Annotated in this window: 28 protein-coding genes; 22 read left to right on the top strand and 6 right to left on the bottom strand. The window is 71.0% G+C overall.

The window, feature by feature from the left end; translation table 11 throughout:
• The first annotated feature begins 132 nt into the window (after positions 1–132).
• The 10 genes from ACIQF6_RS28030 to ACIQF6_RS27985 all read left to right on the top strand — a co-directional run bounded on the left by ACIQF6_RS28030 (position 133) and on the right by ACIQF6_RS27985 (position 9,681).
• A complete protein-coding gene (locus tag ACIQF6_RS28030) occupies positions 133–876 on the top strand; it encodes a polysaccharide deacetylase family protein (RefSeq protein ID WP_400899815.1) in 744 nt (247 codons plus the stop codon).
• The gene (locus ACIQF6_RS28025; RefSeq protein ID WP_400899813.1) at positions 873–2,108 is read left to right on the top strand and encodes a glycosyltransferase family protein; all 1,236 of its coding nucleotides are present in this window, start codon (positions 873–875) and stop codon (positions 2,106–2,108) included. Before ACIQF6_RS28030 ends, ACIQF6_RS28025 begins: the two co-directional genes overlap by 4 nt.
• Entirely contained in the window at positions 2,105–3,298 is a 1,194-nt protein-coding gene (locus ACIQF6_RS28020; RefSeq protein ID WP_400899811.1) for an N-acetylglucosamine-6-phosphate deacetylase, read from the top strand. Before ACIQF6_RS28025 ends, ACIQF6_RS28020 begins: the two co-directional genes overlap by 4 nt.
• On the top strand, positions 3,295–4,401 hold the full coding sequence (locus ACIQF6_RS28015; protein ID WP_400899809.1) for a Gfo/Idh/MocA family protein: 1,107 nt from the start codon (positions 3,295–3,297) through the stop codon (positions 4,399–4,401). Before ACIQF6_RS28020 ends, ACIQF6_RS28015 begins: the two co-directional genes overlap by 4 nt.
• Positions 4,394–5,149, top strand: coding sequence for a 5-deoxy-glucuronate isomerase (locus tag ACIQF6_RS28010; RefSeq protein ID WP_400899807.1), 756 nt, complete (start codon positions 4,394–4,396; stop codon positions 5,147–5,149). The genes ACIQF6_RS28015 and ACIQF6_RS28010 overlap by 8 nt, the downstream gene beginning before the upstream one ends.
• A 55-nt stretch (positions 5,150–5,204) precedes the next feature.
• Positions 5,205–5,972, top strand: coding sequence for an SDR family oxidoreductase (locus ACIQF6_RS28005; RefSeq protein WP_400899805.1), 768 nt, complete (start codon positions 5,205–5,207; stop codon positions 5,970–5,972).
• 59 nt (positions 5,973–6,031) lie between these two features.
• Positions 6,032–7,159: a glycosyltransferase gene (locus ACIQF6_RS28000; protein ID WP_400899803.1), complete on the top strand. Its 1,128-nt coding sequence runs from the start codon at positions 6,032–6,034 to the stop codon at positions 7,157–7,159.
• Positions 7,160–7,316: 157 nt separating this feature from the next.
• Complete coding sequence (locus ACIQF6_RS27995) at positions 7,317–8,333, top strand: phosphotransferase enzyme family protein (RefSeq protein ID WP_400899801.1); 1,017 nt, start codon at positions 7,317–7,319, stop codon at positions 8,331–8,333.
• 130 nt (positions 8,334–8,463) lie between these two features.
• Positions 8,464–8,661, top strand: a complete 198-nt coding sequence (locus tag ACIQF6_RS27990) for a hypothetical protein (RefSeq protein WP_400899799.1) — start codon at positions 8,464–8,466, stop codon at positions 8,659–8,661.
• Positions 8,662–8,937: 276 nt separating this feature from the next.
• Positions 8,938–9,681, top strand: a complete 744-nt coding sequence (locus ACIQF6_RS27985; protein WP_400899797.1) for a hypothetical protein — start codon at positions 8,938–8,940, stop codon at positions 9,679–9,681.
• Here the strand turns inward: ACIQF6_RS27985 and ACIQF6_RS27980 are convergent.
• Complete coding sequence (locus ACIQF6_RS27980; RefSeq protein WP_400899796.1) at positions 9,678–9,809, bottom strand: hypothetical protein; 132 nt, start codon at positions 9,807–9,809, stop codon at positions 9,678–9,680. The genes ACIQF6_RS27985 and ACIQF6_RS27980 overlap by 4 nt on opposite strands.
• 59 nt (positions 9,810–9,868) lie before the next feature.
• Between ACIQF6_RS27980 and ACIQF6_RS27975 the strand changes: the two genes are divergently transcribed.
• The 7 genes from ACIQF6_RS27975 (at position 9,869) to ACIQF6_RS27945 (ending at position 13,707) form a co-directional block, all read left to right on the top strand.
• Positions 9,869–10,252, top strand: coding sequence for a hypothetical protein (locus tag ACIQF6_RS27975; protein ID WP_400899795.1), 384 nt, complete (start codon positions 9,869–9,871; stop codon positions 10,250–10,252).
• Between the two features lie 58 nt (positions 10,253–10,310).
• Positions 10,311–10,520 (top strand): hypothetical protein, encoded by a 210-nt coding sequence (locus ACIQF6_RS27970; protein ID WP_400899794.1) that lies wholly within the window; start codon positions 10,311–10,313, stop codon positions 10,518–10,520.
• Between the two features lie 102 nt (positions 10,521–10,622).
• Positions 10,623–11,015 (top strand): hypothetical protein, encoded by a 393-nt coding sequence (locus tag ACIQF6_RS27965; protein WP_400899793.1) that lies wholly within the window; start codon positions 10,623–10,625, stop codon positions 11,013–11,015.
• A gap of 41 nt (positions 11,016–11,056) precedes the next feature.
• Complete coding sequence (locus ACIQF6_RS27960) at positions 11,057–11,632, top strand: hypothetical protein (protein ID WP_400899792.1); 576 nt, start codon at positions 11,057–11,059, stop codon at positions 11,630–11,632.
• A gap of 239 nt (positions 11,633–11,871) precedes the next feature.
• Positions 11,872–12,423, top strand: a complete 552-nt coding sequence (locus ACIQF6_RS27955; RefSeq protein WP_400899791.1) for a hypothetical protein — start codon at positions 11,872–11,874, stop codon at positions 12,421–12,423.
• 42 nt (positions 12,424–12,465) lie between these two features.
• Positions 12,466–13,011 carry an HD family hydrolase gene (locus ACIQF6_RS27950; protein WP_400899790.1) on the top strand — a complete coding sequence of 182 codons (546 nt, stop codon included), beginning with the start codon at positions 12,466–12,468 and terminating at the stop codon, positions 13,009–13,011.
• A 120-nt stretch (positions 13,012–13,131) separates the two neighbouring features.
• Entirely contained in the window at positions 13,132–13,707 is a 576-nt protein-coding gene (locus ACIQF6_RS27945; protein ID WP_400899789.1) for a hypothetical protein, read from the top strand.
• Positions 13,708–13,783: 76 nt separating this feature from the next.
• Here the strand turns inward: ACIQF6_RS27945 and ACIQF6_RS27940 are convergent, their stop codons facing one another.
• Positions 13,784–13,993: a hypothetical protein gene (locus ACIQF6_RS27940; RefSeq protein ID WP_400899788.1), complete on the bottom strand. Its 210-nt coding sequence runs from the start codon at positions 13,991–13,993 to the stop codon at positions 13,784–13,786.
• A 309-nt stretch (positions 13,994–14,302) separates the two neighbouring features.
• Between ACIQF6_RS27940 and tgmA the strand changes: the two genes are divergently transcribed.
• The 5 genes from tgmA to ACIQF6_RS27915 all read left to right on the top strand — a co-directional run bounded on the left by tgmA (position 14,303) and on the right by ACIQF6_RS27915 (position 19,270).
• Positions 14,303–14,590, top strand: a complete 288-nt coding sequence (tgmA, locus tag ACIQF6_RS27935) for a putative ATP-grasp-modified RiPP (protein WP_400899787.1) — start codon at positions 14,303–14,305, stop codon at positions 14,588–14,590.
• Positions 14,587–15,552 carry an ATP-grasp ribosomal peptide maturase gene (tgmB, locus tag ACIQF6_RS27930; protein ID WP_400899786.1) on the top strand — a complete coding sequence of 322 codons (966 nt, stop codon included), beginning with the start codon at positions 14,587–14,589 and terminating at the stop codon, positions 15,550–15,552. The genes tgmA and tgmB overlap by 4 nt, the downstream gene beginning before the upstream one ends.
• Positions 15,549–16,691, top strand: coding sequence for an ATP-grasp peptide maturase system methyltransferase (gene tgmC, locus ACIQF6_RS27925; protein ID WP_400899785.1), 1,143 nt, complete (start codon positions 15,549–15,551; stop codon positions 16,689–16,691). Before tgmB ends, tgmC begins: the two co-directional genes overlap by 4 nt.
• A gap of 782 nt (positions 16,692–17,473) precedes the next feature.
• The gene (locus tag ACIQF6_RS27920) at positions 17,474–18,436 is read left to right on the top strand and encodes a hypothetical protein (RefSeq protein WP_400899784.1); all 963 of its coding nucleotides are present in this window, start codon (positions 17,474–17,476) and stop codon (positions 18,434–18,436) included.
• A 267-nt stretch (positions 18,437–18,703) separates the two neighbouring features.
• Positions 18,704–19,270: a hypothetical protein gene (locus ACIQF6_RS27915; RefSeq protein WP_400899783.1), complete on the top strand. Its 567-nt coding sequence runs from the start codon at positions 18,704–18,706 to the stop codon at positions 19,268–19,270.
• Positions 19,271–19,454: 184 nt separating this feature from the next.
• On the opposite strand, the gene ACIQF6_RS27910 is transcribed toward ACIQF6_RS27915, so the two are convergent.
• From ACIQF6_RS27910 to ACIQF6_RS27895, 4 genes are all read right to left on the bottom strand, one after another.
• Positions 19,455–20,945, bottom strand: coding sequence for a hypothetical protein (locus ACIQF6_RS27910; RefSeq protein WP_400899781.1), 1,491 nt, complete (start codon positions 20,943–20,945; stop codon positions 19,455–19,457).
• A 794-nt stretch (positions 20,946–21,739) separates the two neighbouring features.
• Positions 21,740–23,686 (bottom strand): hypothetical protein, encoded by a 1,947-nt coding sequence (locus ACIQF6_RS27905; RefSeq protein ID WP_400899779.1) that lies wholly within the window; start codon positions 23,684–23,686, stop codon positions 21,740–21,742.
• 585 nt (positions 23,687–24,271) lie between these two features.
• Positions 24,272–24,748, bottom strand: a complete 477-nt coding sequence (locus ACIQF6_RS27900) for a MarR family transcriptional regulator (RefSeq protein WP_400899777.1) — start codon at positions 24,746–24,748, stop codon at positions 24,272–24,274.
• 5 nt (positions 24,749–24,753) lie between these two features.
• Positions 24,754–25,527 (bottom strand): replication/maintenance protein RepL, encoded by a 774-nt coding sequence (locus ACIQF6_RS27895; protein ID WP_400899775.1) that lies wholly within the window; start codon positions 25,525–25,527, stop codon positions 24,754–24,756.
• Between the last annotated feature and the right edge of the window lie 1,198 nt (positions 25,528–26,725).

The following is a 26,725-nucleotide window of genomic DNA, read 5'->3' as shown; positions in this document are numbered from 1 at the left end:
GCCGCACATCCGCGCCTCGTTGCCACACCTCGCGGGCCGATCCCTCCCGGCTGCTCGTGCTCGGACTGTCCCGGGCTCAGCCGCCTCGGCCCGGCAGCGGACTGCCGCAGTCTTACCCGCCCGGAGGAACTGATGCGCATCCTGATGTACCACCTGGTGCAGGACCTGCCCAGCCCCATGGCCGTGCCGCCCGAACGCTTCACCCAGCAGATGGAACTGCTGGCAAACGGGCCGTACACGGTGGTCACCGAGGACGACCTGCACACGATGGTCGCCCGCGGCCTCCCCCTTCCGGCGAACGCCGTGCTGATCACCTTCGACGACGGCTACGCCAACACCGTCTCCACCGCGTTGCCCGTCCTGGACCGGTTCGGCATGCCCGCCGTGATGGCAGTGTGCGGCGGCTACCTCGGAGCAGACCGGCCACGCCAAGTGTGCCACCCTGTCCAGGAGTTGGCCGATCTCGACCAGGTGCGGCATTGGGCGGCGTCCGGACACGCGGTCGCGGCCCACAGCTACACCCACCAGCGGCTGACGGCCACCAGCGACCTGGCCCTCGCCTGGCAGACCGCAGGCGACCGCGAGGTCCTCGCCGAGCTGCTGGGCCGCCCTCCGCGCACCTTCGCCTACCCCTACGGCGCCTACGACGCCCGGGTGCAGCGGGCCGTCGCGGAGCTGTACCCGCTCGCGCTGGCCACGGATGAGCACCACCGGGCCGACGTGCACCACCCCTACGCGCTCTCCCGCATCCAGGTCGATCCCGGCTGGTCGCTGGCGGCCTTCCGCACGGCCCTGGACAGCGAGACCGATCCGGCCGCCGCACAGCGCGCGGCCCGCCAGACTGACGCCCGTACCCGTGAGGAACACAGCCGATGACGAACCCCGGCGCCCGCACCGTCGCCCTGTACTGGCACAACGGCCGCTCCCTGGGCCACACCTCCAGCACGGCGAAGGTGACCAGCTACCTGCTGCGGTCCCCTGAGCCGTACTCCATCGCCGGCATCACCGGCGCCTACCGCGGCCTGGACCTGCTCCCGGCCGAGGTGGACATCATCAAGATCCCCTCGTTCGCGAACTTCGACGACCCGTCCGGCTGGAACCTTCGCGCCCGCCTGGCCATGGACGAGGACGCCCTCCACCAGGTCCGCACCGACCTGATCACCACCTTCCTGCGGCACTACCGGCCCGAGGTGCTGATCAGCGACCACATCCCCCGCGGCACCGACGACGAGCTGGTGCCCGCGTTGGAGGCCCGGTACGCCGAGCACGCCGTGCTCAGCCTCCGCGGCGTGCTGTTCGACCGGGACAAGACGCTCCGCAAGTACTTCGGCGACCCGGGCCGCGGCCCGTGGGTGCTCGACCACTACTGCCAGTTCAACGTGCACACCCACCCCGAGGTCTTCGACCTCGCGGACTACTACCGGATCCCGCGGGAGGCCGCCGACCGCCTGCACTACACCGGCTACCTCGCCGAGCCCTACACCGTGCCCCGGGACGAGGCCCGCCGGCAGATCGGCGTCGGCCCCGACGAGCGGCTGATCGTCGCCGCGATGGGCGGCGGACAGGGCGCCGGGGACCTGTGGCGCGCCCTCTCCGCGGCCCTGCGCGGCCGGCGCGACCTGTTCGACCGGGCCTTGCTGGTCACCGGCCCCTACCTGGAGCCCGAAGTCCAGCGCGGCCTGCGGCAGTTGTGGGAGAACGACACCGCCGTGGAGATCCGGACGTACGAACCGGACCTGCTTCCGTGGATGCGGTCCTCGGACCTGTTCGTCGGCGCCGCGGGCGCGAACAGCCTGGGCGAGGTCCTGGCCACCGGCGCCAACGCCATCGCCATCCCCCGGCAGATCCGGGAGATCGAACAGCAGGTCCACTCCCAACGCCTTGACGAACTGGGCCTGCTGCGAAAGGTCGATCTCCCCGACGTCCTGAGCGGCGCACTGGACCGGGCCGTCCCGCTGGCCCTCACCGAACCGCTGACCCCGGACGGCACCCGATACCTGTGGGACGGCGGCTCCTACGACCGCCACCTGCCCGGCGGCGTCCGCGGAACCGCGTGCGCCTGCACCACCGCCCGGCCCGCCTCCACCGCGGTGGGGGTACGCGGGTGATCAGCCGAGGGAACTTCACCGACTGCGTGGTCATCCGCTCCGGCACCGTGATCCACCCCGACCCCGAGCAGACACGCATCAGACAGGTGCTGATCTGCCGCGGCAGCGTGAGCAACGACTGCCCCCACGAACCCGCGCCGATCGACGCCAGCGGCTGCCTGGTCAGCCCCGGCCTGGTGGACATCCACCTCCACGGCGCACTCGGCCACGACCTCACCGAGCCCGACCCGGCCGCCTGGAACCAGGTGCTCCACGCCCACCTTCTGGCCGGCACCACCACCGCACTGGCGACCCTGGCGAGCACCGGCCCCGCCGAGACCGCCGCCGCCCTGGCCACCGCCGCCGAGCTGATCGCCGGCAGACAGACCCCGACACTGGCCGGTGTCCACCTCGAAGGTCCGTGCCTGGCCCCGGAACAGCGCGGCGCACACGATCCTGCCCACCTGCGTTCGGCGACGCAGTTCCTGCGCGAGCTGACGCCGCTGCCCGAGACCCTGCGCATGGTGACCCTCGCGCCGGAACTGCCCGGCGCCGACGAGCTGATCTCCTACCTGGTCGCGCAGGGGGTCCGGGTCTCCGCCGGGCACAGCAGCGCCACCCCGGAGCACCTGGCCCGCGCCCGCCGGCTCGGGCTGAGCCACATCGCGCACCTGTGGAGCGGCCAGTCCACACTGACCCGCCCCCAGTTGCACCGGCTTCCCGGTCTGCTGGAGGCGGCCCTCGCGTCCGACGAACTGACGGCCGAGGTCATCGCGGACGGCCACCACCTGCCCGCAGCCCTGCTGACCATCGCCCTGCGCTGCCTGGGGCCGGAGCGGCTGTGCCTGGTCTCCGACGCCACCGCCGGCACCGGACTACCCCCCGGTACGGCCTTCCGCACCGGTGCGAGCGCCGGGCGGGTCCACGCCGGCTACGCGGCCACCGAGGACCGCACCAGCCTCTGCGGCAGCGTGACACCGCTGGCGGTCACCGCCGCCCGGATGCGCGAGATGACCGGCGCCCGCGTCGAGGACGTGCTGACCATGGCGACTGCCACCCCTGCCCGCGCGGCCGGCCTGTACCCGCGCAAGGGCAGCTTGCTGCCCGGGGCGGACGGCGATGTCGTCGTCCTCGGCCCGGACCTGAGCGTGCGCGCAGTCGTTCTCGGCGGACGCCCGATCACTGCTCCCCTCGCGGGCGGTGGCCGGTGAACGAACCCCTGCGCGTTCTGCTGATCGGGGCCGGAGCCCGGACCCGAAAGGTCTACGGCCCGTGGCTGTCCGGCCTGCCGCCCTACCAGGCGGAGCCGGTCCGGCCGCTGGCCGTGGTGGACACCGACACCGGCGCCGCCCGCGACATGGCCCGCAGTCTGCCTGGCGCGGCCGTCGCCCGCCCGGCGGAACTGGACCGCATTCTCACAGACGACCGACCCGACCTCGTGGTCGTCGCCACCCCCGACGCAGCCCACCGCGACCACGTGGTGCAGGCCCTCGCCGCCGGGTGCACGACGCTGGTGGAGAAGCCGTTGGCGACCACCGCCGAAGACGCCTTCGCCCTCGTCCGGGCCGCCGAGGACTCCAGCGCGCGGCTACTGGTCGGCCACAACCTCCGCTTCACCAACCTCCACGGCCAGGTTCGCGCACTGCTGGCCGGCGGCCACATCGGGACGGTGCTCGAGGCCGACTTCCACTACACCCTGGGCGCCTCGCACTCCCGCAGCTACTTCACCCGCTGGCACCACACGCGCGCCGCCTCCGGGGGCCTGGAGGTCACCAAGGCCAGCCACCACCTCGACCTGCTGGCATGGTGGCTCGGCGCTCAACCCGTCACCGTCACCGCCCTGCTGGAGCGCCGCCACTACCTCCCCGGCAAGGAAGGCATCCCGGAAGACGCCGACATCCACGACAGCGTGCACGCCCTGATCCAGTACGCCTCCGGTGCCACCGTCCACTACGCGCTGACCCTCAACTCCCCGGAAGAGGGCTACACCTGCACCCTCCGCGGAACGGAAGGCACCTGCACCGTCCAGTACGACGCCCGCTCCGGCCCCCACTTCGTGGACCTGCGCTCCGCGTCCGCCGCCGAGGGCACCCTGCGCAAGATCCGCCGGGAGGAAGGAAGCCACGCCGGGGCGGACCGCCGGATGCTCGAAGCGCTGCCCGAGGCGCTGATGCCCGGGGCGACATCGCCGTTCGCCACCGCCGCCGAGGCGGCCCTCGCCGTGGCCACCGGCACCGCCATGTACGACGCCAGCCGGCTCGGCCGCCGCCTGCCGATCCCCGCCCCGACAACCCCGGAGAACCGCGATGAATGACCCCGCCACCGTCCGGACCCCCAACGGCCTTGACCTGACCTACCACCGGATCCCGCCGGGCCAGCGCCTCGTCCTCCGCGCCCGCCCGCAGCAGGAGACCGCGCTCATCCTGGTCTCCGGCCGGCTCACCGCAGCACTGCACGACGGTGACCACACGGTCGAACGCGACGACCCCTTCACCGTCCCCGCCGCCGGATGGCACCTCACGCCCGGCACCGAGGCCACCGCGACCGCCGGCCCGCGCGGCGCCGAAGCCGTCGAGGTGCACTCGCCGATCGTCGGGGCGCTCCCCCAGGAGAAGAACGCCACCACAATCACCGCCCCCGAGCGCGAAGTCCGCGGAACCGGCTCGTACGAGCGCCACGTCACCACCCTGCTCCAGCCGCCGCGCACCTCCGGCTTGCTGCTGGGCGAAACCCTCGCCCTGGACGGCCGGTGGTCCACCTACCCGCCGCACCGCCACCAGCACAGCAACCCGCCCGACGAGACCGCGCTCCAGGAGGCGTTCGCCTTCCGGGTCCGCCCGTCCAGCGGCTTCGGCGTCCTGCTGACCTACGACGAGACGGTGCGCGACGCCCGCAGCACGGTGATCACCGACACCAGCCTGGCGAGCGTCCCCAGCGGCTACCACACCGTCGCCGCCGCCGCCGGACACGACCTCTACTACCTGTGGGCCGCGCACGGCGAGGCCGACACGCACCTGGCCCTGCACACCGACCCGGCCCACGCCTGGCTTCTGGACTCCTGAACGGGAGTCCAGACCGCTCCACCCGGATCAGCCAATCGCGATGAAGGGAACCCCCGTGAGCAGTCAGTCCCCCCGCGGCCTCGCCGTCGTCACCGGCGCGAGCGCCGGCATCGGCCGGGCCACCGCCGAGGCCCTGGAGAAGGCCGGATACGCCGTCATCTCCGCGTCCCGCCGTCTGTCCACCACCCCGTCCGCCCCCACCGGCATCACCACGCACCAACTCGACGTCACCGACGCCGACTCGGTGGCCGCGCTGGAGCGCACCGTCGCCGAGCACCTCCTCCCGCTGACGCTGCTGGTGAACAACGCCGGCATCCCCACCCACGCGGCCACCATCGCCGACAGCGACATCGCCGACTGGCGCGGCACCTACGAGACGAACGTCGTCGGCGCCGTCCAGACCACCCAGGCCCTGCTGCCCCACCTGATCGCCAACCGCGGCCACGTCCAGTTCATCGGCTCCACGGTCGGCCGCGTCCCCTACGAGCGCGGCGCTGCCTACGCCGCCAGCAAGCACGCGCTGACCGCGCTGGTGCAGACCCTGCGGCTGGAGCTGAACGGCGCCCCCGTCCGCATCACCGAGATCGCCCCCGGCATGATGCGCGGCGACGAAGCCGGCGGCGAGTTCATGCGCGAGCGGTTCAACAACGACGCGGAGGCGATCGCCGCCGTCTACCAGGGAGTCGAGCACCCGCTCACGCCCGAGGACATCGCCGAATGCGTGGTGTGGTGCGCCGGCCGCCCCGCCCACGTGGACATCGACCTCATGGAGGTCCGACCCCTCGCCCAGGCCGCCCAGCACAAGGTGCACCGCACGAGCTGACCGCACCGGGCCGGGACCTGCAGCAGGACCCGGCCCGCCCCTACCCCCGGGAGACCGCCATGCCCTCCGCCCAGCCGCCCACCACCCGCGTGGTGATGATCCTGCGCCACTTCACCGTCGGCGGCCTTGAACGCGTCCTGCTCTCGCACGCCCGCATCCTGCTCGCCGCCGGATACGAGGTCGCCGTCTGCATCCTGGACCCCGGCCGCGACAACGCGCTCATCGCCGAACTCCCCTCGCAGGCAAAACTCGTGATCGCCCCGCCCGGCCGCCTCCGCCGCATCGCCTTCCTCTCCCGCCTCGTCAGCGGCGCGACCGTCCTGCTCCAGTTCGGCGACGGCCGCCTGTACCCGTCGATCCGCCCGGCCCTCCACGGAGCGCGCACCGTCGTCCGCTTCTGCCACTCCGACTACTCCCACCTGCGGACCCCCGCGAAGAACCGGCTGGACCGCAACCTGGCCCGGTTCGAGGACAGCATCGTCGCCGTGGGAGGCCGCTCCACCCGCTTCCTCCTCGAAGACGTCGGTGTGCCCGCCGGCAAGGTCAGCACCCTGACCAACGCCACCGAACCCCGTACCGCCGTCCCGGCCCCGACCTGGCACTGGGCACAGGACCCCTACCTCGTCTCCGTCCAGAGCCTGTACCCCCACAAGGGCCACAACGCCCTACTGCACGCCTTCGCCCACGTCGTCGCCCACGCCCCCAAGCCGGTCCGTCTCGTGATCATCGGCGACGGGGACCAGACGATCCCCCTCCGCCTGCTCGCCGACCGGCTCGGCATCACCGACCACGTGGTCTGGCTCGGCGCCGTGTGGCAGAAGGACATCGTGGACAGCGCGCTGGCCGGCGCGCGGGCCTTCGTGTCGATGAGCCGCTTCGAGGGGGTGCCGATCTCCATCCTGGAAGCCCGGCAGCACGGCCTGCCCCTGGTACTGACCGACATCCCCGGCCACCGCGACGGCGCCGGCATCTCTCCGGCCGCGTTCGTACCGGTCGATGACACCGAAGCGTTCGCCAACGAGGTACTGGCGGTCCTCGCCGACGAGCAGTTCGGGGGCGAGCACCAGCCGGACGCCGACCGGCTCCGCCACGAGTGGGAGACCTACCGCGATGGCTTCCTCGCGATCGTTGCCGCCGCCTACGGCTCCCCGTTCACCGATGCCCAGCAGCAGAACGCCCATGCCTGACCACCCGAGCAAACGGCCGGGCCGCCCGAAGACAATCACCGAATCCGGTGGATCACCGTGCCGATTCGGCCAGGCTCCGGCCGGCCCGCGCTACGCTCGTTGCCCACCCAGACCACCGAGGAAGCCTGTGTCGTCGTTCTCCGCACTTCCCCATGCAGTGCAGCTCGAACAGCTCGAAGCGCTGACCCGGGCCGCACTGGCCGAGCAGTACGGACTCGACGGTACGGCCGCTCGGATGGACGTCCAGCAGTACGAGGACAACGCCGTCTGGCGAGTCACCCCCCCTGGAAGCGGCTCCTTCGTTGCCCGACTCTCCGTCCGTGACGGTCGCCCTGCTCACCAGCAGCGCAGCGAGATGCGGTGGCTGGAGCGCCTGGCCGCCTCACGCACGGTCGCCGTTCCCGAGCCGGTCACCACCACCAACGGCAACTACGTCGTCCCCGTCGAGGTCCCCGGCCACGACGAACCGTCAACCCTCGCAGTTCTCCACTGGCTTCCCGGCACCGCAGAACCGCCCTACCGCCGGCCCGGGGTGGCCGAGGAGATGGGCAGCGCAACGGCCCACCTGCACCAGAACGCTGCCACGGTGGCGTTGCCGGAGTTCGACCGGCCGGTCTGGGATGCGGAGACAATCCTGCTCAAGGGACACGCCCTCGCCGATCCAACAGGCCGGAGCCAGTTGGGGTCCGAAGGCACCACTGCGCTGCGCAAGGTGGCCGAGCTGATCACCCCGGCGCTCCATGAAGGCGGTCCGGACGACCGCGGACGCATCCATGGAGACCTGCACCGAGAGAACATGATCGCACTGCCCAGTGGCGGGATCGGCATCATCGACTTCGACGACTGCGGCACCGGCCATTTCCTGCTCGACATCGCCACCGTGCTCTCGTCCATCCACCGGATCGCGCAGAAGGAGCCGGGCGCTTACGAGGACTTCGCCCGCGCGTTCCTGGCCGGGTACATCAAGGTGCGTCCCCTGCCCGCAGACTCAAGCCGTCTCCTGGAGCCCTACCTGCTGCTGCGGGACGCCTTCATCCTGAACTTCGTCACCACCGCGGCACCGGTCAACGCCAGCGTCGCCTCCTGGGGGCCGGGCCGGATCGCCGGGATCGTGGCGAACATGCAGGCGTATGTAGAAGGGAGCCCCTACCCGGGGAGTCTCACCTCCATGTGAACAAGGCCTCAATCGGCCGACCGAACGCCGCCGGCCATGCGAACTCGTCGATCCGATCCGGCGGCACCATGGGCACCCTCGCACTCGATGGCACACCGGTCGCCCCGGCCGGCGGAACCCGCCCGATCAGGTGACCGCCACCCGCAGCAGCGCGGCCACGGACTCGTTCGCGGCGGCCGTCGAGGTCTACCGCGCGGCCGTCGAAGCGGCCGACTCGATCAGCTTGGCGCCCACCCGCTCCGGCCCAGACAGGGAGCGGCACCAGCGCGCGATCGAGCGGGCCAACGCGGCCGGCCGCCACGCCATCGCGATGGCGTCCACCGTCTGACCCCGGCACCCCTCCCCGCCAGGCCCCGCCCACCCGGGTGGGGCCTTCGTCGTTTTGCACCACTGCGGTCGCCGCCCGGTGCGGCGGGCACGTTCCGGCCCAGGCGCTCGCGCGCCGTCCTCCGTCGCGGGCTGGCCAGGGCCACCCGGAGTCCGATCGCAGCCGTGCACCAGCCACTCCCGGCCGCCCCGGTCCGAGGTGCGAAAACGGGCTGAAGCCGACGTCCCGCTCGGCAACAATGCAGAGCTGATGCATCTCCCAGTAGGAGGTTTGACGATGGGTCACGAACGTGAGGTAGCCCCGGCCGCGCTGCGCCGAGTCCTTCAGGACGTCGTGCACAGCCTGGAGGAGGAGGCGGTGTCGACCCTTGCCAGCTGGCTCGACGTTCCGGTGCCCGCCAGCCTGTGGGGCAGCGATCAATTCGACTGGGTCAACGAACAGCTGCAGCAGCTGCCAGCTCCCAAAGTGTTCGACCTGCTGGAGCAGGCCCTGCGCTCGAACGGCATGGGGCGCTGGTCGTCCTACGACGAGCGGGTCAACAAGATCCTCAAGGAGGCCGATATCGGGCTCGCGATGATCGACGGCTCCTTCGTCGAGGACGACGAGGGGGCCGTGGAGCTGGATGTCCAGGACGCCACGGTGCGCCCGCTGACCCTGCTCGCCGGGAAGTACGCCGCCGCCCGCAACCACTGGTCCAAGGCCCTGGCCGCTCAGAAGGCCGGGGACGACCGCCAGGCCGTCGCGCTGGCCGTCAACACCCTGGAGGGCGTGGTCAAGATCGCCTCCGGACAGAAGGACATCAACTCCGGGCTGCGCCGACTGTTCCCCGAAGGCGAGCGCACCCCGCTGTGCCAGGCGATCAACCAGCTCCACAACTACGGCTCCGCGATGCCGTGGGTGCGCCACGGCGGCGGCCAGAAGAACGTGGAGCTGACCCGGATTGAGGCGCTGGGCGTTGTGCGGGCCGCGGCCGTGTGGATAGTCATGCTGATCAACCTGGACAAGGAGGGCCGCTTCTAGCCCCGCCGGAGGTTCGGTGCCGCTGCCTGCGGCGCCGACCTGTAGTTGTCGGCGTACTCCTCGCCGTACGCCGCCGCGACGAGCGCGAAGTGGCTGGCCGACAGCGCCCGGGTGGAGTACCACCACATCGCTCGGTGGACCGCAGGGCGCACCCGCCCGGACGCCCGGCAGCGCACCGCCTTCGCCCGTGCCCTGGGGTGTTGCGGCCGGCTGGTTCAACGTGCAGCGCGACTCGACGCCGGACATCGACCTGTACCGCTCGGTTGCCGGATGCCCGTGCGGCGCCGGAGCCGACCGGTTCGCGCTGGGCGCGGTGAACGGTGAGAGCCTGAAGACGTCCTGGACGAGCCAGGGCTGGTACTGCGTCGGCTGCGGCACTCCGTGGATGTCCGAGAACGACGGCCGGATCTACGCCGTACCCGTCCTCGCCCCGGCCGGCGGGGAGCTGAAGTTCCTCGCCGTACTCGACACGGTCAAGCCGCTGGCGCACTGGAGCGCCCCCGCAGGACTCCGCCGGCGCGGGGCAGCGCAGGTCCCCGCCCTCTACCGGGCGGCTCCCCCGCGCCCGTAGCGCGCCGACCGCGAACGACAACGGCAACGGCAACGGCAACGGCACCGAGATCCACCCGGTGGACCAGAGCCAGGTCGAGCAGAAATACAAGCGGGACATCCAGATCCGCCGGAAGAACATCCGCGGCAACCTGTGGAACGCCATCGTCGACGCCTGGGTCGAGGGCGACGAGAACGCACTCGACATCTGCTGGGACGAGATCCTCGACGAGCTGGACTTCGACTACGACAGCTACACCTACGTCACCGCGGCCGGATTCGGCGTGTAGGGCCGGCAGGTGCGGGGGCAACGGAGCCACGGCAACCGCCCCCGCACCCCAGCCGACGCCTGCGATACGGTCAACAGCTCAACCGACAACCGAGGAGGATTGATGGCCAGACCGCCGATGGACGACGGACGCCACGGGCCGGTGAGGGAGATTGATCCCCTCGCGTCGGCACTCGCCGGTGAGAATGTGACCCACCTGGTCTGCCAGTGCGGCGAAGTGACCAAGGATCTGGCCGGGCACGCGGTCCACGCCCGGGCCGTCCTCCAGGTCCCCGGCCCCGCCTGGCTGCCGGTCGGCGCCCGGCTCGCCCTGCTGCTCGCCAGCGGAGTGGCACTGGCCATCGGCATGATGCTGATCGCCGAGAACCTCCTCACCGGAACCGCCCGCCTGGTGGTTCTGGGCCTCGCTGGGCCCGGCGCCTTCGGCGTCACCATGGGATTGGCCGTCCTGCTGCGCCCGTACATCGTCCCGAACGGACGCCACCCGATCAGGTGAACGCGCTCTCCCTGACGGCCGGTCCGGGGGACAATCGCGCCGTGTACACGAACTTGAACCCGACTGAAGGTCAACTACGCGAAGCTCTCAGGGCGTTGGGCGTCGATATCCCGCCCGCCCTGGAGCACGAGGACGGCGAGGTGTGGGCCGGCCTGCTCGCCGCTCACCTCGGCCGTGCGGCCGATCACGCCAGCTACAACCTGCTGGCCGCCGTCAGCCCGCACACCGCAATCGAGATCTCCGAGCGAACCAAGCCACTGGCCTGGCCCGTGCCCGAGGACCACCAGGCCGCAGTGCTGCGCCACCTGGGCCGGGCCGACGGCCACCTGGCGGTACTCGCCGAAGACTTCGCCCCGCCCGGCGCTGTGGCCCTGGACACCGGCGGGCGGATGGAAGAAGGGTTCGCGGCGGCCGTGGCGAAGCTGCTGGACGCCGCCGACGAGGCGATCCGATTCCGGTCACGGGCGGACAGCACCAACCAGGCAGAGGAAGAGCACCACGCGCAGCAGGTCACCGACTACCTGCACGAGGCGGAGGATCTCCTGAATCAAGCGTTGAACCGGCGGGAGGCAGCGGCGGTCGGCGTGCAGGAGCTGCTCTTTCCCGGAGAAGGGTGAAACGGGCCGAGCGGCACGCCAACGGCCGTTCTGTCAGCAGCCCTACAAGGCGTTGAGCTCGGTCGGCCGGGTGGTGATCGGGACGCGCCGTCAACCCGGGACGGAGCCGTTCACCGCTCGGCGAAGGCACCGCCCGGCGAGCAGTCGGTAACCGGGCCGACGTCGGTACCGGGCAGCGTTCGGCGGGCTGGTAGCCGAGGATGTCCCAGTCGTCCCGGGAAAACACAAAGAGTGGGCACGTGGACGGCAGAGGTGGCTCACGCCCGGACCAGTCTCGGGCCCGCGACTGCGACCGTGACCACCACCTGGCGATCGGCCCACCGCTGTGGGCCGACAGCGGGATGCTGGAAGGAGACGGGAGCGGCGAGGAGGTGGCCGTGGTGAAGACGGCCGGGATTCGGATTGGGGAGAGCTACCTGGTGCGGGTGCCGCAGCATCTGCCGTACGACCGGTACCCACCCGGGGACACCATGGCGAGCGTGCTTATGCACTGGCGGCGGTTCATCAGCTCCGGCACCGAGTTCGAGCTGACCGTCACCGCTCTGCCGGAGCCGGAGCGCGAGCACATGGTGGCCGGGTTGATCGTGAAGCCGCACTCTGGAGTGCGGGTGCTGCTGACCGACGACCAGGCCGAGGAGCTCGGCCTGCCGGCCGGGGTCGGCTACGTGGTGGACGGCTCGCTCACCGACCTCACCGGCGCGAAGGTCGACCTGATGAGCCCCACCCCGATGACTGTCCCGGCCCGCTGGCTACATCCCCTGCCCGACGACCGCGGGCAGGGGCCGCCGTGACGGGGGTAAGGCAATCTCCGGAGCAGCTAGACGAGGCGGGTCTTGCACACGGGTGGTCCGTGCGGCTGGAGCTACGACGGGATCCGCAACGCCGAGACCGTGGCCGAGCACAGCCACCGCGCCGCCGTTGTCGGCATCGTCCTGGCCGCCATGGAAAGCGCCGACCCGGCCCGCACCGCGCTGCTGTGCACGCTCCACGACCTGCACGAAGCCCGGATCGGGGACCTCACCCCCCTTACCCGCCGCTACGTCTCCGCTGCCGACCCCCGCACGGTGACGGCGGACCAGGTCGCCGCCGCGCACCCGGAAGTCCGCGACGTGCTGGCCGGCGCCGTCGACGAGCACGAGGACGACCTCACGCCCGAGACACGGTGCGCGCACGACGCCGACAGGCTCGACTGCCTGGTCCGGGCGGTCGAGTACCGGGCCCAGGGACACAGCGCCGTCCAAGGCAAGATCGGCCGTTGCCGGGCGGCGCTCAAGACCGATTCCGCCCGGCGTCTCGCGGATGCGGCGATGCAGATGGCCCCGGGAGACTGGCAGGTCGCGATTCGCGGGGCCGCTGCCTCATCCATGGCCAGCCACTGATACACAGTCAACCCGGCTTTGACGCACTGCCCGCGTCCCGGGGCCTCTTCGTGGCAAGCTGACCACTTCGGCCGGACCGGGCCGTGTTGACGAGGGGGCGATGTGGGCAGCGCCGTAGTGATGACCGCCATGATCCTGTTGTTTCCCCTGCCGGTGACCTGGCGCCACCTGCGCACCCTGCGGCAGCCGGCACTCGATGTCCCCCGCTCGAGCCGACTTGTCTCCTGGGCGGTCGTCTCGGCGTGGCTGCTGCCGGTGATCGCCGCCTGGGCCTCCATGCCGGGCAACAACGCCGTCGTCCTGGCGTCAATCCTGCTCTGGTTGATCACTCCACCGACTCTGGCCGTGGCCGCCGCTCGCTACCGGACGCTCGAACACCGCGAGGAGGACGTCCTGCGCGCCGCTCAGGGACTGCCGCTCCGGCGCCGTCTCATCTCGCCCTGGAAGATCGGCGCCCTCTGGGCCGCCGCCGCCTTCACCCTGATGCTCACCGTCGTTGTGGGCCCCGCGCTCGCCACCCCGCCTGGCCAAGCCGTCCAGCGCAGCACCCACCTCCTCGACCTCGTCCTGATCCCCGTCCTCCTCGGCGCGGTGCACACGACCACGCAGTTCGTTCGCCGCGAGCGCGAGGCCGCCCGCGCCCTCCACGCCGACCGCCTGGCCGTCGGCCTGGCGGCCACCCGCCCCGGACGCTGAGCAGACCGGCCCGGCGGCGCCCCCGGCCCAGAGCATCCTGTCCAGGGGCTGGCCGGGCCCTCGCAGATTATGGGCGCTACCGATCTCGGACGAAGTCGAGTACCGACCCAGCAGCTCCGTAGCCGAGCAGCGCAACAACAACCGCCATGACGAGCTGCCCGGCCATGCCGTCGCGTCGACCGGTGGCCAGCAGCATCCGCCCGCGCAGCGCCATCGGGTCGATGGCGGCCGGGTTCAGCAGCATCACCCCAGGTGCCGCTGCTGACCGGGGAAGATCGAAAGCCATGGCCCCAGTGTGACCGCTTCCCAAGGTGGTGAACAGGCCTGCACCGGGCTGGCGGCCCCGATGGCCACCTTCGCTGCCGAGCGGGCACGGCCTGGCCGGAGTTCCCGATCGCGTTCGCCACGCTGGTCGCTCCGGTCTGGCCTGCACGCGGTGCCCGCAGGAGCGCGTCGAAGCGCACCTCGCCGGGCCGTCGGCGATGCTTCCTCGTCCGATTCGCTGAAACGCCTCCCGGCCGTGCCCGAATACCGGCATGATTACCAGCGGTTACCACTTGTCTCGCCAGCGTCACACGCAAGAGGAGAGATCAGGATGCCGGACACCGTCTCCATTCCATGGGGCGCCACTCGGATGCGCCCCTACTCCGAGGCGTCGCCCTGCCAGGTGCTGACGCCGGTCATCGACCCGGACACCCAAATCGCGGTCTTCCACGACGAACAGGGCCGCACTGTCGAGATGGGCAAGCACGGCACCAGCACCGACCAGACCGTCCCGACCAGCACCGGTGGCGGCGGCGGGGACGGCCAGAGCGGCGGCCAGGCCCAGCCGACCGACGTGGACAGCGTGACCTCCAACGACCAGGACCAGAGTGGCGAGTGACCAGACACGACGCGGTTCTGGTCCTGACCTGCGACTACGATCCGACGGCCGACCTGGTGCTGCGGCACCTGACCGACCGGCGAGTGCCGGTCGTTCGCGTCGACGCCGGCGCAGATCTCCACCGGGGCGCCAAACTGACCGCCCGGTACGCGGCGGACCGCAGGCGCGGTGTCCTCGCCACGGCCAGTCGCACGCTCGACCTCGACCGTGTCCGCGCGGTCTGGTACCGCCGGCCCTCGAACTGGGGCGCTCCGGCCGGCATGGACGGGCAGGACGCCGACTTCGCCCGCGCCCAGGCGCAGTGGGGCGTCGGCGGCGTCCTTGCGGCGCTGCCCGGCGCCCACTATGTGAACCATCCGTGGCGGATCCGGGCCGCCGAGCACAAGCCCGCCCAGCTCGGCACGGCACTCGCGGCGGGCTTCGCCGTCCCCGACACGATCGTGACCACCGACCCGGAACAGGCCCGCGCGTTCTGCGCCGAGCAGCCGGCCGGGGCGGTCTACAAGCCCCTGTGGAACGCCCCCTACCACGACGAGGGGGGTCGGGCCCTGCAGGCGTGGGTCGGCGAGGTCCGCCCGCACGAGATCACCGACGCCGTGGCGGCCTGCCCACATCTGTTCCAGGCGAAGGTCGACAAGGCGTTCGACGTGCGCCTCACCGCCGTGGGGGAGCAGCTGTTCGCGGTCCGGATCGACAGCCCCGACCTGGACTGGCGCCGCCGCCAGGACCTGATCACCTGTACTCCGCTCGCCGTGCCCGCCTCGGTGCGCGCCTCCGTGGCCCGATTCCTTGCCGAGTTCCACCTCGTGTTCGGTGCGTTCGACTTCGCGGTCGACGTCTCCGGCGCGTGGTCCTTCCTCGAGTGCAATCCCAACGGGCAATGGGCGTTCCTCCCGCCCCCGACCACCGGCGCGATCGCCACGGCGATCGCCGACGAGCTCCAGAAGGGCCACGCCGCATGACCTCCACCGCCGCGGACCTGCGCGCCGCCCTCGTCCGCCGGCTCGCTGCCGAGGAGGGCCTCACCGACCCGCGCTGGCGCGCGGCCGCGGAAGCGGTGCCGCGCGAGGCCTTCGTCGGCAGTTACTTCCGCGAGGTCCCCGGATCCTTCCCCACCGCCTACGAACCGGTCCGCGACGGCAACGACGGCTGGCTGGAGGCCGTCTACACCAACCAGACCCTCATCACCCAGCTCGACGGGCACACCCACCCCGACGACACCGACGCGCCGGTCACCGGATCCCCGTCGTCGTCGTCCACCTTGCCGTCCCTGGTGCTGCGCATGTGGCAGCAGCTCGACGTCCACACAGGCCACCGGATCCTGGAAGTCGGCACCGGCACCGGCTACTCGACCGCCCTGGGCGCCCACCGCCTCGGCGAGGAGAACATCGTCAGCGTCGAAGTCGACCCCGCCGTCGCCGCCCGCGCCGCCGCCTCGCTCAAGACCGCCGGCTGCACCCCGCACCTGATCGTCGGCGACGGCCTGGCCGGCCACAGACCCCTGGCGCCCTACGACCGGCTGATCGCGACCTGCGCCGTGCGCACCGTGCCCTACACCTGGCTGCACCAGGTCACACCCGGCGGAAAAATCCTCGTCACCCTCTCCGGCTGGCAGTTCGGCTACGCCCTCGCCCTGCTGACCGTCACCGAGCCCGGAGAAGCCACCGGCCGCTTCCTCCCCGGCCACACCAGCTTCATGATCGCCCGCCCCCACGACCGGCTCCCACGCCAGAACCCCACCCTGCTGCCCGGCGACGAACGCCCCACCCGCATCGACCCCGCCGCCATCACCACCTGGACCGGCACCTGGGTCGCCCAACTCGCCGCCCCCTCCGCCGAACGCATCACCGCCGGCGACCAGCAGATCCTCATCGACCACGCCACCGGCTCCCACGCCCGCACCCGCCCCGACAGCCACGGCGGCTGGACCGCCACCCAACGCGGCCCGCTGCGCCTGTGGGACCAAGTGGAGCGGGCGATGGTGGCGTGGCAGGACGCGGGCGCGCCGCACCAGGAGGAGTTCGGCATCACGATCACCGGCGACGGGCAGCGGGTGTGGCTCGGCAGCGAGGGCGGGCCGAGCTGGTACCTGCCGCTGTAGTGCCGCGACGCGGGTGGTGATCGGCGAGGCGCATGACAACGCGGCCGGCGGACGGTGCCGTTGCGCGCCGGCCGAAGGCGGTCCCTGAGACAGCCGTGTCGGGCCCGGGCGTGGACCCACGCGCGTTCGAAGCGGATTCGTGTCACCGAAGATTGAGCCTCGGCCAGGAGCAGAGCGCAGTGAAAAACTCCCGGCCAGCGTAGTTCTGCAGGTCAAAGTCTTGTTTTTCAGACCTTGTTCACGGCTGTTCACTCAGATTGTCAACCGGCCAGAGCCTCAACCACAATGGCGGCAACACCTTGAGTCTCGATCCGGACCAGGTGCTCTGCCGTGGGGAATCCTGTTGGCGCAGGACCACGGACGAGGCCGGCGGCGACGCCGCCGGCCTCGTGACATTCCGCGCGTATGGCGTCGAGGGGCCAGCGACCCGCCCGCGGCGTGGCTGAACTGGACGCACGTCCGGCACTCCACCACCCTCAACCGGCTGCTCGCGCAGGTGTGCGGGGTGCGGTGCCCCGCCGTTCGCTCCGGCCCCGTGCCCCGGCCGCCCCACCGTCGGCCGACCTTCGCTCCTCGGCGCGTCCCACCGCGCTTCCGCACACCGAGCTGCTGTAGTGGACGCGGGTAGTTCAGAGCGCCCGACCGTCGGCTCCCACACGGCCCCGGCCAGCCGAATTCGGTCCCAAGCCACCGCACTCTGGCAGAACAACGCACGATCATGTCGACCCGCTGAAGCAGCGCGTCGCCGCCGGGGCCAGCGGCGCGCGGAACCGGGACCGGCAATGCCCAACGTGAACACCCGACTCCAGCCTCTGGCCAAACTGCGCGGACGGGTCACGGGAGAGAAGTACGAAACCGCGCTGAGGCGGATGGCGGCCTGGGAACCGGGTCGGCCGATCGTTCCCGCCGCGTCCACCCTCGCCCAGGCCCGCCTGGAAGCAACCGTCCTGCACCGCGGCCGGGGGCTGTCGACCATCTCCACGTACCCGATGGGCATCAAGTCCCTCCACCCGCAGAACAACCTGCTGACCATGAAGCTGGAGCCCGAACCGTTCGCGATCCGACACTGGGCCCAGGCCCTCCTCCCGGTCGACCCGGGACCGGGCAACGAGGTCTACGGGGTCGGCGGACTGCGCTACACCACGACCAACAACCACGTCCTGCTGACCCAACTCGGCACCGGCACCCGACTCAAGCTCGCCGGCTTCCCCATCCACTGGTGGGAACTCGCCGCCTGCGCCGTCGCCGACGAGGCCCACGCCCAGGGCGAGCACCCCTGCTTCCGCACATCCTCCACCTGCGCCGCCGAACGCGACATCGAACAGTGGCGCGCAGCCCTGCGCCGCGACCCTCACTTCAGCAGCGCCCTGCTGCGCCGTATCCACGCCACCTCCTACAAGGGCGGGTACGGCGGCAGCGACGTGTGGTCCGACCCGGGTCGACCGGGCTGGACGTGGAAGCTCGAAGTCGTCAACGTCCCGGGCCACGACCGTCTCCTGGAACTGTTCACACACCCGCTGGTCGGACTCGACCTTGGTGTCTCCCGCCGCCATTGCCACTGCCACGAACCCGACACCGACCTCTTCGGTCTGGGCAGCGACCGCTCCGGCTGTGTCATGATGCTGGCCAGCGCCGACGGGCACCGGGAGTTGATGCTGCGCGACCTGCGCTGGAGCGGCGACAGCGCCGCGCGCGAACTGGCCATGGCGCAGGAGAACCGGGCGGCGTTCACCGCTCGCACCTAGGGGTGCCCCGGCCCGCCGCGCTCTCGCGTCGTGGCGGTGCCGGCGGAACCCGTCCGGATGGGACCGTCTCTGATCACCTGTCGCCCGTGGTCGAGTCGAGTCCTCTCACCAAGGACGGGCGGGTGTAAACCGACCCGTTCGAAGCAGGAGCGGGCCCACGCGCTCACACGTTCAGGGCAAGCCATGCCCACCGCCTGGCGCTGCCGGGCCCCGGGCAGACAGGGTAGGAACCCGTCGAAGTCCAAGGGGCAGAGCAGAGGAGTGCGGGTGGACGCCGAGGTGTTCAACGGGCTTGTGGAAGTGTCGAAGAACAGCCATGCCGCCATGTGCGAGCAGGGTTTCACGACCGTTCCGCACCTGTACGTCGTGGACGGGAGCCGGCTGGTCGCCCGCGTGCAGGTGAGGCCGATGCACGTTGGCGAGGACGCGCTCACCGCGCTGGGGGAGATGTCCACACTGGTGGCGGCGGCCGAGGCGGACGAACTGTTGCTCGTCTGGGAGACACACGACATCGCGACCGCTTGCGACCTGGCCCCGTTCGGAGTGTGGCCCTGCCTGAACATCCTGACCGCCACCGCGACCGGGCACGTACTGCACCGATTCCCCTACACCGAGGCCCGCGCAGGGGTGCTGCCGGACGGTCGCGCGTCGGTCAAGCCGCTGTGGAGGACGCCCTTGGCCCCGGTGCCCGGAGCGGAGCTGTTCCCGCCGGTCCGGGGCGTGGTCGATTATGCCTTCGTCCCGTTCGAGGGCGCCGCGGCCGGCCGGATGCGCGCGGCGGGTGCCTACCTGGAATCCGAGGGCTACACGGTGAACTTCTTCGAACCGGCCTGACCAGGAAAGCGGGCCGGATCTGGCAGATTCCCGCGCACGGCCCCCCGGCCGCGTCCGCCCCGAACTCCGGGACGTCTGCGCGGTCCACGTTTACGGCCAGGAGCACGCCGCCGGCGTCGATCGCATCCGGCACCGCCCGCGTCCAGTTTCGGGCCTGCCCCGCAGCCGCGACGACGGGGAGCGGTCAGCCGGTCGACCAGGCGGTCCAGGACTCTTCCGAGGTGAATGCGTCGGCCGGGATTCCAACGCGCTGCCAGGAACCCGGGTAGACCTCGGAATAGCGGCGCCCGTAGGCGGCGGCGAGGGCGGGCGGGTAGAGCAGCCACAGCGCCGGGACGGCGTGGAGTTCCAGCATGCCGAACGGCTCGCCGGGTTGGGTGAGTTCGCCGTGGAGCAGGCCTTTGTCGTGCAGACCTTCCCAGATCCGGGCAACCTGCTCGGGGGTGCCGCGCCCGGCATCGTTGCCGCAGACCGCGTACGGCATCAGCCGCCGGGGCAGGGCGGTGGACTCGACCCAGGCGTACAGGCCCGGCAGCTTCAGGACACGCCACAGGTGCAGGCGGTGGGTGCCGTCCATGTGCGAGGTGTACAGCGGGCCGGTGGGCCCGTCCAGGCGCCGGAGTTGGACGGGCGAGGACCCGGTCATGGCTTCCCGGAGCAGCGCGGGGACGTCGTCGCAGGCCAGCCACTCGCGGATCGCGTTCGGGATCCAGGCCGAGCCGGCCCGCTCGCCGTCGCGGGCGATCGTCCCCCATGCCGCCGGGTCGGCGGTGCGTACGACCGACGCCGGGTCGACCCAGGTGTAGCCGCCCGCGAGCACGTACGGCTCCTCCAGACCGTCGGGGTCGGGCAGCAGGTCGGGCAGCTGCGCCGCCGTGGTGTTCAGCACGGCGCAGCGCTCGGCGAAGAACGCGGGAACCTCCGCCGGGGCGAGGTGCTCCCGCAGGCGCAAGAGGGCGGCGGCGACCAGGTCGGCCTGGCCGTCGCGGCCGTAGTCGTCATGGGCAAGGTCGGCGTGCTCGAAGTCCCAGGGAGAGGGTGCCGAGTCCCGCTCCTCGGAGGTCAGGGCGAGCTGCGCCGGCAGCAGGACGGGGCGGCCTGCGGGGTAGCGGGCCTCGGGCGGGGACGGCGGGCAGCTCCAGCGGGCGAGTTCGGCTTCGAGGGCGGCGGGCAGCACCGCCCGGGCGCGGACGCGGACGCCGTGCTCCGAGACGGCTTCGAAGGCGCGGTTCGCTCCGGTGGTGACGCTCCAGCGGGTGGTGACCGGGGAGCGGTCGTGGGCCAGGGCCAGGCGCTGCGCGAAGGCGGACTCGGCGGCCAGGATGTCCCCGCGGGTGCGCGCCGCGACGAGCTCGGCAACGGTGGGAGCGCGGTCGGCGGGAAGCGAGTCGCGGTCCACCGGCAGGCCCTGCAGGATCTCGCGCAGCACGGAGGTGGCGGCGTCGAGGTCCTCGACCGTCCGGCGGGCCCCGGCGGCCAGCGGCGCGGTGTCCGCGTACTCGCTGTCCAGCGCCGTCAGCCACCGCGCGATGTACTCCTGCAGGGTCCGCAGGTTGTGCAGGGCACGCAGCCGCCCGCCCACCGCCTCCGCCGGGACGGCCGGCCCCTCCCGTCCGCCGGCGATCGCGACATCGACCGTGTGCAGCAGCCGCTCGAAGTCCGAGGACTGCGCCACCCAGTTCTCCACCACCGCCCTGCTGCGGGCCAGCCTCCACCGACGCCAGTGCGGAAAGCGCGCGGTTCCGGCAGCCGTGCGGCAGTCGGATGTCGGGGCCGCGGCGCACCGGGGGCACGGCCAGTACCTGGTCCGGGTACTCATGGACAAGATCGTAGGGGCGCCGGCCGGGGGGAGACGGCGACTTCCGTGAAGGCGGCGATACCGATCGCGCTGCTGCCGAATCCCGCCAGCCGGTCCTGCGGGAGCTCACCCGTACAGGCCGGTGCTCACGGCGCCATCCTGACGCACCACCAGGTACGGCGACGGCGACCGGTGCGTCACCCGATCGTGGTGGGACGCAGCGCCCCGGCGGAGCGGGGAGGGCCCGCACCGGGCGGCTTCAGCGTCGCTCGCCGCGCGTCCAGAAGCCGATGCGGCCCCCTGGCCGACGCGGAAGTCAGAGGGCCACTTTCGGGGTGACGCGGTAGCCGTGCGGGGTCTTCACGACGAGGCCCTTCTTCCGAAGCCCCCTCAGCGCTCTCTGAACCCAGGGAAGGGCAGGGTCGAACGGGGCGGACCCAATGAGGCACAGCAGTACTTCCCGCTCGCCGGACGACAGATCCCGCCTGGTGATCAGGGAAGCATTGATGTCGATGGGACCGCGGGGTTTCGGGGCAGCGGCTGTGTTTTCGCTCATCGCGCTCGCGTTTCTGGGAGCCGGGCTATTCGGTCAGCTGCTGGCGCTCGGCCGGCGACTGATCCTCCAAGGGCAGAGTAGAAGCTGTGTCAGGTCCTGCGTTGGAGAGGCGGAATCACCCTACCGGCCGAACTGAAGAGAGGCTGCTCCGCCAGCCCCGGGGCCGCTGCACGAGCGGCATCGCGTCAGAGTGCGAACGGCCCGCCCCGAGCGGAGAGGAGGGTGGGGTGCGGGGTCTGGAGCAGGATCTCGCGGCGGCCGGCCCACCGGGAGCCGGCCGCGGTGGGCCCGCCGCTGCTCCACTCCTGGAAGTGCTGGGCGACGGCGTCGAGGACTTCCTCCAACTCCAGGGCGGCCCCGTGCTCGGCGGAGGCCCGCAGAGCATGGTGCCGTGTTCGGCGGCTACGACTTCGCGGAGCCTGGCGATGATGCCGACCAACTCCTGGGCATCGGCCGGCGCCCGTCCAATGTCTGGGCCGAAGGTCTCCTCCAGCCAGGTGGCCAGCTCCTCGGCCTCGTAGAGGTTGAAGCGGATTCCACTGCCGAGGAACGTGGCGTGGAAGATTCGCAGGATCAGGTCCCGGCGGCGGGGCTTGATCCTGCGGTCGGTGAGGCAGTGGCCGCAGAGCCAGCCCAGAGGCACGCCTTGCTGGTAGCGCGGGCGCGGAAGCCGGCCGAGTAGCTCACCGTGGGGGATCGGATCGGCGCACAGGTCGCACGTCGAGCTGTCGGCCGCGGCACGGGTCGCAGCTGGGGCGGGCAGGACGCCGGGCACCCACTCCGAGGGCGGTTCCTGGACGGCCTCGGCCACGGGCCGGTGGTAGGTGCCCGGGCTGCGCAGCCACTGCTGGACCTGGCGGAGCGCGTTGCGGGCTTGGTCCTGGTCCATGTCTCCGCGGGTCGGGGCGCCGACCGACTCGTTGATCCGGATCTGGACGAACGGGATCGGCTCGCCGACGGCCTTGCTCAGCAGGCCGACGCGGCGGGCCACCTCCTCCCGGGGGCACCCGCCAGGTCGAGGAGGGCGATCTCCTCCTCGCGCAGCACGGGCGAGGGGATCACCATCGTCGACGGGTCGGCGATGGATCACCCGTAGCGGCTGGTGGAGCAGCCGGCCCAGCTCGGTGGCCAGGTCGTTGAGGTGCCGGCGGGCGTGAGCGTCCGTCAGCAGGGACACCGGATCGCAGACCCGGCACTGCGCCCCGTCGGCCGGGGCGGGGCGCTCGCCGCAGGCCGTACACACGAAGCCGGGGCAGCTGCTGCAGAGGGTGTCGCCGGGGCCGGCCTCGATCCAGGCATCGGCGGGAGCTTCGTCGCGCAGGGCCTGGGTGAGGGAGCGGCAGGTCCGAGTGCACCGCTCCGCGGCCAGGGCAGCACCGGCCCGACGGACCAGGGCGTTGCGGAACACCTGGTGGCCGGCGGGCCATCTTCCGGCGAGGGGGAGGTCGGCGGTGGGGTGGACTTGTTCGAATTTGGCGGCGGTGCAGGCGTCGACCAGCCAGGGGTCGACCGCGTGGGGGCTGCTGCCGCCGTCGGCGACGCAGCCGCAGGGGAGTTCAGCCGGATCGCCGAAGGCGGCGACGTTCGGGCGGGTGCAGGCGGGGCAGATCACCCACTGGTAGTGGTCGTCGTCGTGGACGTACATGCCGCCAGCGGGGTGGGCGTGCCATAGGTCGTCGGGGTGGTTGTAGGAGCGTGCAGGGATGGGGCCGAGGGCGAGGAGAGCGGTGCCGTGCCACTCGTCGGGGATCTTGACGGCAGCGGTCCACTCCGCCGGGTGCAGGTCCTGGTCGGCCTCGTCGTACGGTGCCTCCGCGCAGGCTGCGGCGAACCTTCGCCACCAGCCGAGCCAGCCGACGGCATGGTAGTCAGCCTCGCTCTCGTGAGCGTCCAGCCATAGGCGCTCGCGGGGGAGCCAGAAGGCTGGGGTGAAGTTGCGGCCGTCGTCGGCGGTGAAGGTGACCGGCTCATAGGTCCAGGGGATCTCGAGCAGGTCGAAGACCACGGACCACTGGGCGTGCAGCCCGGTCCGGAAGGAGGGGTGAACCAACTCGAATGGCATGCCGTGCCTCGCCGGTCGGAGATCGAGATCGCCAGGTACAACGAGCCGGAGAGACGAAGTACACGCCAGCTGGATGCCGGTGTCGAAAATCGCCCCGGAGGCAAACCGGACACCTGGTGTCGCCCACGACGGCGGTCGCCGTCAGCCCCAGGTCGTGCAGGCCGGTTCGTGCCAGGTGGTGCGCACGACCGTGCCTCCGGGGGAGAGACGCTCACTCGACCAAGTCCGGCAGCACCCGCCGCCGAACGGTCGTGTGGGAGCTGGCGGCCGGGTGGCCCTGACGGGAGAGGTGGCGGGGGTGTCCGCACGGCGGCGGCGCCGGGTGGGTGTCGTCATGCCCAAGGCTGTGCCCGCCGCATGCTGGCTCCGAACCTGGCCGCCGCCCGGACGGAGCAACGGCCCGAGTGTGAGGTACTGCGACAGATGTGTCAGATACCGCGACAAACCAAGGGAGTTGTGTCGTACGGGGAGCGACACTGCTGGGCCGAAGGCGCGAACGAGGATGGGGTTGGGCCGCCTGCTCAGGCAGCCCAACCCCATCATGAACGGGTGACCCGGAGAGCCCTTCGGCTCGGATGCGGAAGCTCAGCTGACGGCAGAGAGTCCTGAGCTGACCGGCCGAAGGATGGAGCGCCGGCGCCGGTTGTTGCGCGCGGATTCCTCCTTCTTCACTCGCTCCCGATAGAGCTTCACGAAGTCGTCGTCGTCAAGGCGCATCTCGTCTGCCATGGCTTCGATGGCGTCCCAAGCATCGCCAGGTGTGCGGTAGCCGGCGATCATGGGATTGAGCTGGTAGACACCGTACGACTTCATGTGAACCAGGAACGCGGTGTCCAGCGCGGCCAAGGCCGAAGTCACGCTCGACCGGCTGACGCCGAGGAGCTTTCCGAGTCGCTCCTGAGCGATGACGATCTGCCCGCCCGGATCCTGGTGCTCCTGGAGCATCATCAGGACCCGATACGCCTGCACCGGAAGGTTGAGTTCGGCGATCAGTCCGTTGAAGTTCACGGCCGTGAAGAGTGCTTCAGGCTCTTGCACCGCTTGCGCTGCCTGCGCCGCCATGGTCATCACTCCTGGTCCGCGTCGATGTCGTCGAACAGGGTCTCAGTCTGCCCGACCTTGGCCCGTTTCTCAGCCGCCCGACGCTCTTCCTGGCGCTGGCGGCGCTTCGCTGCGCGTGCCTTCTTGTCCTGCTCGATTGCGTCCTTGAGAGAGTCTAGCGAGGGATACTTCACCTGCTCAGGCAGACCACTGTCCCAGATCTCCCTGAGCACGTCGCTCTGTTCCACCTCGGTGTACTCCGAGGTGCCGTCGGCGTTGCGGACCAACTGCGCCCCGCGCCAGCTGTACACCGGGTTGATCCGATACCGCCCACGCGCGAGCATCATGACGATGCCGAGTTCCATCAGCTCCGCGAGTGTCTCGTTGACCTGCGTACGGTGCACATCCAGGATCTCCGCCATTCGCTCCTGGGTCAGCTCGATCGGCCCGCCCGCCTTCTGGTTGGCGATCAGAATCATGATCAACCGCAGGGGCGTGTTCCCTCGGTAGTACTGCGCCACGATGAAGAGGAACTCAAGCGAGTCCATCGCGAAGGCGTTCGGCTCCTCGGGGGTGCCGTAGAACTGGAGGGCCTTCCGCTCCTTGCCGAGCGTAAGGCTGCGCCCTGGGTGGGCCCGTGCGACGTCGTCGAGGCTGGGCTGATCGAGCTTGACCGCCTTCGTACGCTTGCCGCGGAACGCCTGACGCCGACTTGGTGCGCCGGGGGGCTCCTCGGGCAGATTCGGTACCGCCGTCAACTTGCTGCGGTTCCGGCGACCCGCCTCGGCTTCCCTGCCCATGCTCGGTGGACCTCCTGATCGACGGCGGGACGTGCTGACAGTAGCGCGAGAAGTCTAAATGTCGCGGTAGCTGACAGATGTGTCGCGGTATCCGGCACTTCGTCGTCTCAATGTCCGGCCCAGCACGACATTGGGGCCCTTGCACCGTCGCCCCCGCACCCGTTGAGCAAGCCGGCAGACCCAACGTACCCAGAGGACCCTCCAAGTGTCAGACACCGCGACACATTTGTCAGGTGTGGCGACACTTTTACAAGATCATTTGTCGCTACACCTGACACTCGGAGAGCGATCTGTCTGCGGAGAAGGTGCGTTACTCGTCAGTAACGTCTACCGTGCCCGACACACTTTGGGACCTGAAAATGCTCTGACCAGCAGAAACGCCGAGTCTGCGCACAATCTGATACCGGGCCTGGCCTCAGCCGGCGGGTTCACCCACCACCGGGGGCATCGAGCTTCGCTCGATCCGGCAGTGCCGCGCACGGCCTCTGCCACTTCTCGTCACGTTACTCCCGAAGCGACGGGAGAGCCTTCGGCGCGCGGGGTGCCGGCGGGGGCTCCTCCGGACCCCCGCCCCCGCCGGGTGTATTGGCGGGGTGAGTGTGGGTCGTGGTGTTCGGCGGGTTGGGGTTGTGGCCCAGCAGTGGCGCTGTCGCGTCGGCCAGCCGGGCAGTCGGCTGGGTCTGGCCGTGGGGCGGTGTCCGGTCCGGAGGGTCGGTGGTGTGGTACGGAACGGCGAGGAGCGTTCTCCACCCCATTAGTCGCGTACATGTCACGCGTGAAATGAGGTCCAGTCCATGCCTCCGGAAGGGGCGGTTTAGGTCGCGTGCATGACAGTTTCGCTATGTGGTCCAGTCCAATCTGAGTGGTCTAAACCTTAAATGTCTAGACCACTAAAAACTGACGATATGTCACAAAAACTTGACATACCGTCAATGAGTCAGAATCCCACCACCCACCCTCGGACCCGCTACACTCGACTCATGACGACTCCCACCCATCACCCAAGCGCGGAGCGCGCCACCATCAACCCTCTGACCAGCCAAAACGCCACCCTCCACCCCCAAAAGGCCGGCCGAACCCCACCCACCACCACCGCGCTCCGGAGGAGCGCAGCCACCCTCCCGCACTTCGCCACGGAGTGGCGAAGCAGCGCCCGCCGCGTAGCGGCGGCGCGGCGCGGCTCCGGAGGAGACCGGCG

It is taken from the genome of Kitasatospora sp. NPDC092948 (assembly GCF_044754805.1).
In the GTDB taxonomy this organism is placed as follows: domain Bacteria; phylum Actinomycetota; class Actinomycetes; order Streptomycetales; family Streptomycetaceae; genus Kitasatospora.
Note: the sequence above shows the minus strand (reverse complement) of the source record. Positions and strands in the feature narration are given on the sequence as shown.

Coding starts and splice junctions, on each gene's coding strand:
- ACIQF6_RS28030 (WP_400899815.1), top strand. CDS start 133: ATGCGCATCCTGATGTACCACCTGGTGCAGGACCTGCCCAGCCCCATG.
- ACIQF6_RS28025 (WP_400899813.1), top strand. CDS start 873: ATGACGAACCCCGGCGCCCGCACCGTCGCCCTGTACTGGCACAACGGC.
- ACIQF6_RS28010 (WP_400899807.1), top strand. CDS start 4,394: ATGAATGACCCCGCCACCGTCCGGACCCCCAACGGCCTTGACCTGACC.
- ACIQF6_RS28000 (WP_400899803.1), top strand. CDS start 6,032: ATGCCCTCCGCCCAGCCGCCCACCACCCGCGTGGTGATGATCCTGCGC.
- ACIQF6_RS27985 (WP_400899797.1), top strand. CDS start 8,938: ATGGGTCACGAACGTGAGGTAGCCCCGGCCGCGCTGCGCCGAGTCCTT.
- ACIQF6_RS27980 (WP_400899796.1), bottom strand. CDS start 9,809: ATGTGGTGGTACTCCACCCGGGCGCTGTCGGCCAGCCACTTCGCGCTC.
- ACIQF6_RS27965 (WP_400899793.1), top strand. CDS start 10,623: ATGGCCAGACCGCCGATGGACGACGGACGCCACGGGCCGGTGAGGGAG.
- ACIQF6_RS27945 (WP_400899789.1), top strand. CDS start 13,132: ATGACCGCCATGATCCTGTTGTTTCCCCTGCCGGTGACCTGGCGCCAC.
- ACIQF6_RS27940 (WP_400899788.1), bottom strand. CDS start 13,993: ATGGCTTTCGATCTTCCCCGGTCAGCAGCGGCACCTGGGGTGATGCTG.
- tgmA (WP_400899787.1), top strand. CDS start 14,303: ATGCCGGACACCGTCTCCATTCCATGGGGCGCCACTCGGATGCGCCCC.
- tgmC (WP_400899785.1), top strand. CDS start 15,549: ATGACCTCCACCGCCGCGGACCTGCGCGCCGCCCTCGTCCGCCGGCTC.
- ACIQF6_RS27920 (WP_400899784.1), top strand. CDS start 17,474: ATGCCCAACGTGAACACCCGACTCCAGCCTCTGGCCAAACTGCGCGGA.
- ACIQF6_RS27905 (WP_400899779.1), bottom strand. CDS start 23,686: ATGCCATTCGAGTTGGTTCACCCCTCCTTCCGGACCGGGCTGCACGCC.
- ACIQF6_RS27900 (WP_400899777.1), bottom strand. CDS start 24,748: ATGGCGGCGCAGGCAGCGCAAGCGGTGCAAGAGCCTGAAGCACTCTTC.
- ACIQF6_RS27895 (WP_400899775.1), bottom strand. CDS start 25,527: ATGGGCAGGGAAGCCGAGGCGGGTCGCCGGAACCGCAGCAAGTTGACG.